Raw genomic sequence first — 13112 nt, forward strand, 5'->3', positions numbered from 1 at the left:
TCTATCAAGAAGTGTTTAGGAAGATTTAAATTTATTAGCTCATAATTCTCTTAATCAATTTTCTTTAATGATGGCTCAAGTTTGTAAAAAACTACTAAATTAAATGGCTAAATTGAAGTGAGAGCAAAAATTATTTTCTTGGCTAAAAGAGTAAGGAGCGAAAGGGGGGAGTAGAGTAACTCTCTAAAATACTTGTGTTTGGAATGCTAAAAGAAATGATAAGGTATATACCCAAATTGTAAGTAATTGTTCTGCTGAATAGAGCTATTGTCTATTTTAAGGAAGTTTTGCAACTTAAATAGCCCAACAATTTATAGTAATTGTTAGAAAGGTTATGATGGTTTAGTTGATTTAGAGCTAAAGCACATTATGGGGTAAAATACTTACATAATGAGTTTGTAAAAGAAAAAAGTCATATCAATGAGATAGAGGAATGTTTCTAAGATATGCCAAACAAAGCCTTACGCAATTTTAAAGGAATAAAAAGAAAGAGTTTTTATTACATTTTAAAAGAGTGTGAGTTTAAATACACCAACCAAAAAGACAACATCATTCAATACACAATAAGATAAACATTATAAAAAATATTATAAAAAACTAAAAAATATCAAAAAAATATTAAGGATAAAAACTAACTACTCAATAAAAACCCAAAACTTCACAACCAATAAGTTTAAAAAGGATATAAAATTAAGACTCTGTTAAAATAAAGTATTGATTTTTACTCGTTATTTTGCTATACTATCCTTAATGAAACACCTTGAATAAGAACTTTAAAATGCCTAGCCATACAAATGAATTAGAGATTATCAAACAACTCTTTAATAGTCTAACAGAAACTGATAAAAAAGCTTTTTTAAAAAATATTAAAGACAAAGAAAAGTCCCCTATTAAAACACCTATTCAAAAAGAAATTAAAGAATGTCCACATTGCAAATCTACTTCATTTGTAAAAAATGGCAAAAAAGATAATAGACAGAGATTTTTATGCAAAAATTGCTCTAAGACCTTTACACTAACAAATAATACCATTCTTTTTAGCACTAAAACAGATATTAAAGTATGGAAAAAATTCATTCATTGTATGATAGAAAAATATTCTCTTAGAAAAACAGCTGAAATTTGTAAGATTAGCTTACCTACTGCTTTTGCTTGGCGACATAAAATACTAGATACCTTACAGAACATGCAAAATGAAGTCAAACTTGATGGCATAGTAGAAACTGATGAGACTTACTTCCCACTATCTTTTAAAGGACACCACAAAAATTTTAAGTTACCACGCTTATCTAAACATAGAGGAACACAAGCTACTAAGCGTGGATTACCTAAAGAGCAAGTTTGTGTTACAAGTGGAGTGAATTTAAATGGCAAATCTATTGCTAAGGTTTCTAATTTAGGCAAAACCTAAAATCAAAGATTTAGAAAAAGTCTTAAATAAGAAAATAGAAAAAGAGAGTATTTTTGTAACTGATAGTTTTAGAGCTTATTTAAAATTGCAAATGATATGGAATTAAGCCATATTAGAATACCTAAGAAAAAGCATAAACTAGGCTCTTTTAATATCCAAACTATCAATAGTTATCATAGCCATTTAAAAAGATATGATTAAGCATAGATTCAAAGGTGTAGCGACTAAATACTTGGATAACTATCTTGTTTATGCAAACTATTGTGAATTTTGCTAAAGAGAGCTATAAAGAAGTGATATTGTTTGAGTATACTATAAAAAATAGAGCGTAAAACAATCTATCAATATCTTATAGAATCTTATAGAATCTTATAGACTTGCTATATCTTAATTCGTGGCTTAAACAAAGGAAAGGACAGACTTGAGAACTACATTTTATGATTTTTCACAATTAAGCAAAGAGCAATCAAAAATCTATGATGATTTTTTACTCAAACTAAGCTCCAATTCTTCGCCCTTAAACCAGCAAGGAAGCGAAGAAGACTTAGCCTATATTTTTGAAAATGAGTTGAATGCCCTTTTAAGAGAGTTGGATTTTATTAGCTCAAGCTACGAGAATTTTAGACATGAAAATAAAAATGCACATGGTCGCACCGATTTTCAATATGGCAATACTATTATTGAATATAAGAAATATAATCGCTTAAAAAATGAAAAAGAAATTAGTATTGCCTTAGAACAAGTTCAAAATTACCTAAAAGACAAACGGTTTAATGGCTTTAAAATGTTTGGCTTTCTTTTTGATGGGGCTAGTATCTATACTTATATTAAAGAAAGCAACAATGAGATTACTTATAAAGAAGAATATAGTGGGGTTGTCAATGCTAAAAATTTAGATTTTCTCATTAAAAGTCTTTTTAATAGTGGCTTAATTAGCATTAGCCCTACAAATTTTAAAAAAGATTTTGGGATAATTGACGCTTTTAATAACAAGCTTTTAGACAACGATGAAGTAAGAGATTTAGCTAAGATTTTTTTAAATACTTTACAAGATGAAAATAAGCTCAACGCTAGAACTTTGCTTTTATTTAAAGAGTGGGAAAAGTTATTTAGATTAGCAGAAAGTGATAATGGAAAGCACCAAGATATAAAGGATAGGCGAGAAATTTTTTCTTTAATCTTTGATACTCTAATCACTCAAAGTAATGAGTATAAAGCCTTTTTTGCCTTGCATTCTACGCTAAGCATTATCATTAAACTTCTTTTAGTGCGTTTTATCAATGACAAAGTTGCTCTAACGTATCATTATATTGATTTGGATAATCTCTACAAAACAAGCAGTCTATTAGAAGTTAAAAACTTTTTTGAAAATATGGAGTTAGGGGGAATTTTTAAAAAAATCGGCATTATCAATTTAACCGATAATGATTTTTTTGCATGGTATATCAAAGAAGAATTTAACACCCCTTTAAAAAACGCCTTACAAAAATTACTCTTTAAAGTTTGTGCTTATGAGAATATAGAATTATTAGAAAATCAAGCTATGCTAGATTTATTTAAAGAGCTTTATCTTAACTTCATTCCTAAAGTAGTTAGGCATAGTTTTGGGGAGTATTATACGCCTTATTATTTAGCTGAACGCACTCTAATGTGCGCTATTGAAGATAGAGATAATTTAAGAGATAAAAGCTTTATTGACCCCAATTGTTGGAGTGGGACTTTCTTATGTGCTTTTATCAATTATAAACATAAAATTTTAGAACAAAAAATAGATTTTAAGGCTATGACACAAGGCATTGTAGGGGTTGATATTAACCCTATAGCAGTTTTAATGGCTAGAGCTAACATGCTGATTTATGACTTAAAGCATTGCATATTTGACTTAAACACCAAGTATGAAATCCCTATTTATTTAGCTGATAGCCTGTATATTCCTAAGACCATAATGATTGATAATGTAGAATGCTTAGACTATAAGCTTTACACAGTAGGCTTACAGCAAGCTTTTGATACAAATTTTATAGAAATTACCTTACCTAAAGAACTTGTTTTAAAGCCTAATTTTTTAGAAATTATTAATGAAGTAGAAAAAGCGATTATTAAATTAGACAAGCAAAAGGCTTTAGAGATTTTAGAAGTAAAGAATGCCGATATTAAAAATAGTATTGCCTTGAAAGAAAGAGTTTTACAAAGCATTGATAATTTAATAGAATTTGAAAAAAAGCAACTTAACTCTATATGGCTTAAGATTTTTTCTAATTATTTTAAAGTCGCTATATATGACAAATTTGATTTTATCGTAGGTAATCCTGCATGGGTTCAATGGAGCGTGCTACCTGAAACCTATAGAGAAAATGTTAAAGAAAATATAAGCACTTGTGGGCTTTTCTCTAGCGATAAAAATGTGGGGGGAAATAATCTTAATATCTGTGCTTTAATTGCTAATAAAAGCATAGAAAGATGGCTTAAAGATGATGGAGCCTTTTGTTTTTTAATGCCTAAGTCTATTTTATTTAACAAATCTTTTGAGGGCTTTAGAAATTTAAAAATCAACACTAATGAACAAATTTACCTTAATGAGATTATAGATTTTAGCAAAGGGGGTAAGATATTTGAGGGCGTAGGGCTAGATTTTTGTGCGTTTAAAATCACTAAAAAGCCTTTAAAAGATAAAGATATAGTCCCACTATTAGAATATGTTCGTTTGCCTAATCAAAGTTTTAATGCTAATTCAGAATGGGATAAAGTCAAAAAAAGTTTTAAATGCAATGAAAATTACGCTGTAGCGTTAAAAACAGAACTCAACAATAATTTCTTAGTTACTAAGAATTTAGATAGAGCTAAAGACTTAAAAGACAAGTTAGGCGTGTGTGAATATGCTTTTAGAAAGGGCGTGAATGTCAATTATCTTATGGGTTTAAAATTTATAGAGATTTCTAAAGATAACCCAAATTGTGGGGTGTTTTACCCTTATGCTAAAGTCAATAATCGTTTAAAGGTAGATAGAACCAAACAAATCACTTTAGAACTAGACTTTATCAAACCCTTTATTACAGCCCCCATGCTTAAAGCTACAGGATTAGAATGGGTTAATTCTTATGCTATTTTTCCTTATCTTAATGGGGCTAAAAAACCATTAGAAAAAGAAAAACTTAAGGCTCTAGCCCCTTTTGTCTATAAATATTTAGATGACATAGATGATTTTCTTAATAAGGGGAGTAACTTTAATTCAAGGGTGCAAAATTTTAAAGAAAATTATGGGGTTTTACACATAGGCTCTTATGTGTATGCTAATCATTTTGTATGTATTAGAGACAATACCAAACTTGCTCCAAATTATATTAGCACAATAAAAACGCATTGGGACACAGAAATAACGCCCTTATTTGATAACCATATCAGTTACATTAGCGAACGCCCTATAAAACAAGAAACAAGAAACAAGAAACAAGAAACAAGAAACAAGAAACAAGAAACAAGAAACAAGAAACAAGAATATTGTCCTATACTAGAACTTGAAGCTCTTTATATATTAGAAAAACTTTTAGATAAAGATAACCAAGAAATTATCCTAAATAGCCAATAAAAACTAAGAAAGAAAAAAACAAGTAAGATTTAAAAAACATTTCCCTATCCCTGCACCGACTTACATTCCCACTCTTGAAAAGAGCAGTATTATCAGCGATGAAGAGCTTGACTTCCAGGTTCGGAATGGTTAACTGGGTAGTTCCTCTTCTCTAAAGGCACAAGGAAAAGGGAGTTAAAGATAAAATCTGATTTATCCTTAACTCCCTTTTCTAATCCTAGGGAGTTATGTTTTTAACAAAAGAAGATTGTTAATAGCCCATAAGTTTTAGTAAAACTCAATCTCCCTTACACTCAGTAAGGCAGTGGTAACTTATTCATGTTTATTGTCGTTATTTTATAAAAAAGCAAAAAACAAGCCAAACGCTCTATTAGTAGTAGTCAGCTAAACATATTACTATGCTTACACATCTACCCTATCAAGCACATAGTCTTTGTGCGAGCTTCAGGGAAAGTTAATCTTGGAGTTGGCTTCCTGCTTAGATGCTTTCAGCAGTTATCACATCCGTGTGTAGCTACCCAGCGATGCTCTTGGCAGAACAACTGGTGCACCAGTGACACGTCCATCCCGGTCCTCTCGTACTAGGGACAGCTCTCCTCAACTTTCCTACGCCCACGGCAGATAGGGACCGAACTGTCTCACGACGTTCTGAACCCAGCTCGCGTACCGCTTTAAATGGCGAACAGCCATACCCTTGGGACCTGCTCCAGCCCCAGGATGCGATGAGCCGACATCGAGGTGCCAAACCTCCCCGTCGATGTGAGCTCTTGGGGGAGATCAGCCTGTTATCCCCGGGGTACCTTTTATCCTTTGAGCGATGGCCCTTCCACACAGAACCACCGGATCACTATGACCGACTTTCGTCTCTGCTTGACTTGTATGTCTCACAGTCAGGCTGGCTTGTGCCATTACACTCAACTTGCGATTTCCAACCGCAATGAGCCAACCTTTGCAAGCCTCCGTTACTTTTTAGGAGGCGACCGCCCCAGTCAAACTACCCACCAAGCATTGTCCTGCCTGTGGATAACACAGGCCAGTTAGCTAACAGAAACATCAAGGGTGGTATCTCAAGAATGGCTCCATAAGAGCCAAAGCCCTTACTTCAAAGCCTCCCACCTATCCTGCGCATGATATTCCCATTAGCAGTGCTAAGCTGTAGTAAAGGTCCACGGGGTCTTTCCGTCTTGCCGCGGGTAGGAGGAATTTTCACCTCCACTACAATTTCACTGAATCTCTGGTTGAGACAGCTCCCATCTCGTTACGCCATTCATGCAGGTCGGTATTTAACCGACAAGGAATTTCGCTACCTTAGGACCGTTATAGTTACGGCCGCCGTTTACTCGGGCTTCAATTCAACGCTTCATCTTGCGACTGACGCATCCTCTTAACCTTCGAGCACCGGGCAGGCGTCACACCTTATACTTCCTCTTACGAGTTGGCAAAGTGCTGTGTTTTTGGTAAACAGTCGGGAGGGACTCTTTGCTGAGACCACATTGCTGTGGCACACCTTATCGCGAACTTACGGTGCTAGTTTGCAGAGTTCCTTAACCAGAGTTCTTTCACGCGCCTTAGAATACTCATCTCATCTACCTGTGTCGGTTTGCGGTACGGACGACTATGGATATGCTTAGAGGCTTTTCTTGGCACGACGGTATCAGCGATTCTCTCTTTGTTCTAAAAGAACTCAAAGAGCCTGTCAGGTTTCGAATACAGAGGTGGATTTGCCTTCCCTCCAATCTACGCCCTTCGACTAGCACTTCCATCAGCTAGCTCGCTTAACCCTATGCGTCCCCCCATCACGCTCCATAGTCGGTATGGGAATATTAACCCATTTGCCATCGCCTACCCCTTTCGGACTCGGCTTAGGACCCGACTAACCCTACGATGACGACCATCGCGTAGGAAACCTTAGATTTACGGCGGATACAATTCTCATATATCTTATCGTTACTCATTCCTGCATGCTCACTTCTATACGCTCCAGCACTCCTTACCGGTATACCTTCAACGCTGTATAGAACGCTCTTCTACCACTGTGCATCAGCACAATCTACAAATTCGGTGTCTATCTTAGCCCCGTTATATTTTCAGCGCATGACCACTAGACCAGTGAGCTGTTACGCTTTCTTTAAAGGATGGCTGCTTCTAAGCCAACCTCCTGGTTGTTTGAGTAGCCACACATCTTTTTCCACTCAGAATAGAACTTAGGGACCTTATTTGGTAGTCTGGGTTGTTCCCCTTTTGACGATTGATTTTATCACCCACCGCCTGACTCCCAAGATACGATAAAAGGTATTCGAAGTTTGATAGGGTTTGGTACCGCGGCGAGCAGCCCTAGCCCAATCAGTGCTCTACCCCCTTTTATTATCACTTGAGGCTATACCTAAATATATTTCGAAGAGAACCAGCTATCACTAAGTTTGTTTGGCCTTTCACCCCTATCCACAGCTCATCCCAACCCGTTTCAATGGGTACGAGTTCAGTCCTCCACGCGCTATTACACGCGTTTCAACTTGGCCATGGATAGATCACTTAGCTTCGGGTCTGCAGCATCTGACTAAATCGCCCTATTCAGACTCGCTTTCGCTACGGCTTCGCATACGCTTAACCTTGCCAGATACCACAACTCGCAGGATCATTATGCAAAAGGCAGTCCATCACCCTGATAAATCATAGGGCTCTGAATGATTGTAAGCAGATGGTTTCAGGTTCTATTTCACTCCGCTCACTGCGGTTCTTTTCACCTTTCCCTCACGGTACTTGTTCGCTATCGCTCAAAGAGTAGTATTTAGGGTTGGAGAGTGGTCTCCCCGGCTTCAACCAAGATTTCACGTGTCTCGGCCTACTCTGGATACTGCTACCTAAGAACACCTTGTCGCATACAAGGCTATCACTTTCTATGGCTTACCTTTCCAGGTAACTCTGCTAAAGTGTTCTATTGGATGACGCAGTCCTCAACCCCGAATGCAAGCACTCGGTTTGCCCTTTTCCCCTTTCGCTCGCCACTACTTAGGGAATCTCGTTGATTTCTTTTCCTCTAGTTACTGAGATGTTTCACTTCACTAGGTTCGCTCTCTATATTAGAGTAACTAATATCTCTATTAGTTGGGTTGCCCCATTCGGACATCTACGCATCAATGCTCCTTGACAGCTCCGCATAGCTTATCGCAGTCTAGTACGTCCTTCATCGCCTCTCTTTGGCAAGGCATCCGCCATCTGCTCTTAAAAGCTTGTTTTAAATTCTAAAATATCCTTTAAAACCCGCCTTTTTATATAATGAATAACGACAATTGCATGAATATTCTTCAACGCTACCACTGCCTTACTGAATATAAGACAGAGTAATTGTAGTTTTACTTTACTTTTACATAGGCTATTAACAATATTAAATCAAATAACTTCGTTTTAGTGATAACTTGCTAGGTTTGTTAAACAATCGTTTGCTTAACTTGTTAGCTTGTCGTCAAAAACGAAATGTAATTATAGACACGCAATGCTTAAAGTTTGCTTAAACATAAAAAAGATTTGGGAAAAGATTGAAAATAAAATTCAATAGAAGGGTTATTAGGCTGTTGTGAGAGCCTTAAATGGGTGGTTAGGGGGGATATTGGGAGGGAAGGGAAAGAGAAAAAGGGGTTTTTAAGAGAGAGCTTGAAAGAAGTTGCATTAGATTAGAGATTAGATTAGAGATTAGATTAGAGATTAGATTAGAGATTAGATTAGAGATTAGATTAGAGATTAGATTAGAGATTAGATTAGAGATTAGATTAGAGATTAGATTAGAGATTAGATTAGAGATTAGATTAGAGATTAGATTAGAGATTAGATTAGAGATTAGATTAGAGATTAGATTAGAGATTAGATTAGAGATTAGATTAGAGATTAGATTAGAGATTAGATTAGAGATTAGATTAGAGATTAGATTAGAGATTAGATTAGAGATTAGATTAGAGATTAGGGGGGTAATTTATGGGGTTGTGGAGTTCTATTTGGTGGTAGGGGTATTTGTTGGCAAGAAGTAAAGTAGGATAGATTTTAAATCTACCCTTATGATAGCTAACACCCCTATTTGTAGTAATGCTAACAATTCCTGCCTAAAAAATCCATGCTTTTATTTTTCTGTGTATTTTTTAATGTTAGCGTTTAGTGTCTCCACCAATTCTTTATGCTCGTTGAAGTAGTCTAAAATAAATGTGCAAAAATTTTGTGCCGTTGCTTCTTTATTCAAAATGCTTGCTATAAAATCCCCATCTAGACTATTCTCAGCAAATTGAGTTTCTACAAACTTCCCTTCTTTAAAATCAATATGGCAAGTATTTGCATAGTAGCTTCTTAAGGTGCTACTCATAATTTTATCTGCCTTATAAGGTTTTTTAAGTTTCGTTTCAAAATACTCTATATCAACAGGCTCTAGTTTTTTATGCTTTCTAAGCCCTATGAATGCTTGATGCATAAAATCCTTTAAAAATCCAAAATCAAATGTATAACATTGCTTTCTTATTCCATATTTAACACTACTAAAACCTTTGGGAGCTATTCTTAGTAAAAATTCCGATGAACCATTTCTATTCTCAACACGCTTTTGCATTCTATTTTCATCGCTCATGTTACGATTAACATTAACTTCCCATTCTTTATCCCAGCTCTCTCTTTCAATTTTCTCTTTTAAAAGCTCTTCAACTTCTTTGAAAAAATCCATAGCTGTTTCAACTCTAAAACTATCAAAATTCCTATGCACTTCTTTAGCTGCTTCAACGCCAAAATTATCAACATTCTCAGCCACTTCCTTGGCTATTTCATAATTGACTTCCATTATTTGGTGTAATTCACTATTCATGTTTTGCTCCTTATGATAAAGTTTGTCTAATAATTTCTCGTAATGCTTGAAAATCACGCTAAAGTCATTCAAATCGCCCACTTCTTTGGCTTTTGATTTGAGTATATCCACTTCTTTCAAGCACTCTTTAACCCATTTTTTTATCTCTCTTTCATAGCAAAGGTTTTTAAAAAATATGCCTTGCTCTACATTTTCTAATTTAAGAATGTCTTCATTATTGCCCTTATAAAATAGCTTTGCATTACTCTCATCTATTTTAAAATCGCCTAAGCTGTTTTGACTAGGCAAGCGTTCTTCTTTAGTCAAATACAAGACACAAATATCTTGTGCGTCTTCAATCTTATAGTCCTCAATTACGCCTAAAATATAATCAGAAATTTGATTTTCATCATCGCCTGCGTATATCTTATCTTCTAAAATAATATGCTTAAACCCATCGCTTAAAAATAAATCTATTCGCCTATGGTTATTTGTAGTAACTTCTTTTTTGACAATCTTAGTATCCGCACCATTAAAACCAAAACTCTCTAAATGACACACCTTTAAAAACGCCTTTAAAAACAAGTCTTTTTGATAGTGTCCCCCCATAGGGTCTAAGAATGAATGTAAGATTTTAGAATGTTTCACTTCATCGCTCTCACTCATAAATACGCTAAACACATTGTAATCGTGTAAGCCCCTGGTTCTTTTTATCTCAAGCTCTTTTAAGGCGAGTTCTATTTCATTAAAAAATGTTTGATAATCGCTCATTTTCTACTCCTTAAATGATTGTTGTTTAACTAGATTATGAATCTATCCTAAAACAAACTCTTCTATATTCTCATTTAAAACTTCTATTATCTCTTGGTGTTTTTTAAAGTAGTCATAGATAAAAGCGCTGTAATTGTCAGCGTTCAAGCTCTTATCTCTCAAACTCTCTAAAAAGTCTTTTTCTAAATTTAGGGCGTCTTCTACATTGTGAATATCCAAATAACGAGAATAATCAGTCTTAAAACCTTGCTCTTTAGTAAGATATGCTATTTTTGCATTATTTAAAGACCCTACGCTACTTATACCAAAACTTGCTGGGCGATAACACACACCATAAAAACCCTCAATCTTTAAAAGACTAAAATCAAGCTTGGCTTTTTTGTCGCTCTTAAAATTAAGATTTAATCTTAAAGGATTTCTACCCTCTTTTATTTCTAGCTCCCAATTAAACTCATCTTTAAATTTCTCTTTTAAAAGCTCATAAGTTTTAAACAAGAAGTCTTTGCTTAAAACAAAATAATCTTTGCAAAGCTTGTTTATCTGTGTGAGCCATTCTTTATGCTCTAAGCAATATTGATAAATATAGTTAGCTAATCTAGGAATATGTTTAGTCTCTATTATCTCTATAGTTTCTTGCATTTCTAAGCTAAGTTCTTTCTTTAAATCTCTTGTGTCATCATCAAAAAAATCCGTGTTGCCCATGCTTTTATCATATTTCAAATTCCTTTGACAAATCTCTTGGACTTGCTTGTTTTTAGTATCGCTAGTGAGACAACATCTAATAGTGCCATTTTTTCCATCATACTCTATAGTATCAGCTATTTTTTGGATAACTTTCTTATCTATAGTGCCAATAAAAAAGCTATCATCACTTTTTCCATACACATCATTTTCTTCATACGCATAAAAATTCGTCCCCTTAAACTTCTCTTCTAATGCCACTTTTAAAAGCTTTGTTATTTCATGTTCATTATGTTTTTCTTGCTCATGTTTTTGTGTGCATTCTTTATGCCGGTTCAAAATGTGTAGCATTTTCTTAGCAAACTCTTCTATGCTTATCTTTTTTGTTTCAATTAAATTAAGTAAATCATCTTCTAGTTCAATCTCATCATTTAAACGACAATGGCAACAACGCTCTTTAATAGAATTTTCAGATACTTCTATGCTACGACGATGACCAAGCTCATCATTAAATCTAATTCTAATCGTATGCTCTCCATAATGAGAGTATTCTACTTGATAATTTGAGGGGATTTTTTCTTTAACAAGGCTTATTACGGATTTAAGAAACTCTTCTATGGCTTGCTTTTCTTCGTCATATTTTTCTTTTTTCTCTAATAAGGCTGGTTTGTTTTCTTCAAAAACTTTTAAGACAAATTCGCCCAACTCATCTACACCTAATTCCCCCCGTATAATGCCATAAGTTATCCCCACTTTAAGATTAAAATATTCCTTAATATCATATTTTATTCTTGTATTCTCATAATCTTCACAAACACTTAATCTTGCAAAAGACCCAATCTCTCTTAAGGCGACAACAATTTCAAGACCTTGAGTTATGATAGCAAGGCTATCATTATCTCCTTGATATGATGCATCAAGGTCTTTTTCTTCAAACCCATTTTTTAAAAAATACCCTTTTAATTGCCTTAGAAATTCGCCTATAATTTGAGATGTAAGGTTATTAAACTCTTCTTCTAAATGCCAAAAATAATCCCCTTTTCTCTCTTTGATTATGGCTCTTATTTTTTCTTTTTTCATTGTTTAATCCTTTTTCATTAATGTTATTAAAAAGCGTTACAAAAATGTAACGCCCAAAAATTTTTAAGCGTTTTTAAATTTTTCGCTGTATGTATCTAGCAAAGATTTGATTTTATCTTTAAAAAGAGCTATATAAGCATCGCTTAGTCCTCTAGCGTTAGGGTGCGGGAGAGCTATGACTTCGCATTTGTCAAAACTTTGGAAACCTACTCTAAGCTTTGTGCCTTTAAAGTGCTTGTTAGTGATATAGTCCGGTTCATTTTTAGCCTTGCCTAAAATGTTTTCTACATGGGGTTTCATGCTTTGCTCATTTAAAATCTCTAACATTTTAACTCCAGTAAACATTAAAAGCTCCGGTTCTAAACTTTCTAATAGTTGTAAAAAACGCTTTTGATTGTGCTCGCTATACAATAATTTATAATCAAATTTTTCCCCATGCCCTTCGCACCATTCTATTTCTATAATACTTTTTTCAAAATTGCCCATTTTTGATTCTTCTGTCGCTAAAGGGTATTCCCATAAACCAAACCATTTAATAAGGTCTTTTTGAAAATCATGAGTCAATTCTGAAAAATACTTGTTTTTATCGCCCGGATCGTTTTTAGCATGGCTGTCATCACCCCCTCTTTGATACCCTACAACTACTAACCCACGCTTTTTGTTAAGCTCACTTAATTTTGAACTGACATCAATCATAATACTACCTTTCTAATCAATATAAATAATTTTCTTATTGTGTCAAAAGACACAAAACCTCTTAGCTAAAA

At 34.3% G+C, this 13112-nt stretch carries 4 protein-coding genes, 2 rRNA genes and 1 pseudogene; 2 read left to right on the plus strand and 5 right to left on the minus strand.

What is annotated here, in order from left to right; all coding sequences use genetic code 11:
- The first annotated feature begins 778 nt into the window (after positions 1 to 778).
- Positions 779 to 1743 (plus strand): annotated as a pseudogene (locus tag HCW_RS07515) (IS1595 family transposase).
- A gap of 89 nt (positions 1744 to 1832) precedes the next feature.
- Positions 1833 to 4997 (plus strand): Eco57I restriction-modification methylase domain-containing protein, encoded by a 3165-nt coding sequence (locus tag HCW_RS07520; protein WP_014661624.1) that lies wholly within the window; start codon positions 1833 to 1835, stop codon positions 4995 to 4997.
- 47 nt (positions 4998 to 5044) lie between these two features.
- Here HCW_RS07520 and rrf read toward each other — a convergent pair.
- From rrf to HCW_RS07545, 5 genes are all read right to left on the minus strand, one after another.
- A 5S ribosomal RNA gene (gene rrf, locus HCW_RS07525) occupies positions 5045 to 5162 on the minus strand.
- A 184-nt stretch (positions 5163 to 5346) separates the two neighbouring features.
- A 23S ribosomal RNA gene (locus HCW_RS07530) occupies positions 5347 to 8233 on the minus strand.
- A gap of 875 nt (positions 8234 to 9108) precedes the next feature.
- Positions 9109 to 10584, minus strand: a complete 1476-nt coding sequence (locus tag HCW_RS07535; protein WP_014661625.1) for a PD-(D/E)XK nuclease family protein — start codon at positions 10582 to 10584, stop codon at positions 9109 to 9111.
- A gap of 42 nt (positions 10585 to 10626) precedes the next feature.
- Positions 10627 to 12345: a hypothetical protein gene (locus HCW_RS07540; RefSeq protein WP_014661626.1), complete on the minus strand. Its 1719-nt coding sequence runs from the start codon at positions 12343 to 12345 to the stop codon at positions 10627 to 10629.
- A gap of 63 nt (positions 12346 to 12408) precedes the next feature.
- The gene (locus HCW_RS07545; RefSeq protein WP_014661627.1) at positions 12409 to 13041 is read right to left on the minus strand and encodes a hypothetical protein; all 633 of its coding nucleotides are present in this window, start codon (positions 13039 to 13041) and stop codon (positions 12409 to 12411) included.
- Positions 13042 to 13112: the final 71 nt, after the last annotated feature.

The sequence above is a fragment of the Helicobacter cetorum MIT 00-7128 genome (genome assembly GCF_000259255.1).
Taxonomy (GTDB): domain Bacteria; phylum Campylobacterota; class Campylobacteria; order Campylobacterales; family Helicobacteraceae; genus Helicobacter; species Helicobacter cetorum_B.

Excerpts from the sequence above, each read along its gene's own strand:
- HCW_RS07535 (WP_014661625.1), bottom strand. The coding sequence starts at position 10,584 with ATGAGCGATTATCAAACATTTTTTAATGAAATAGAACTCGCCTTAAAA.
- HCW_RS07545 (WP_014661627.1), bottom strand. The coding sequence starts at position 13,041 with ATGATTGATGTCAGTTCAAAATTAAGTGAGCTTAACAAAAAGCGTGGG.
- HCW_RS07540 (WP_014661626.1), bottom strand. The coding sequence starts at position 12,345 with ATGAAAAAAGAAAAAATAAGAGCCATAATCAAAGAGAGAAAAGGGGAT.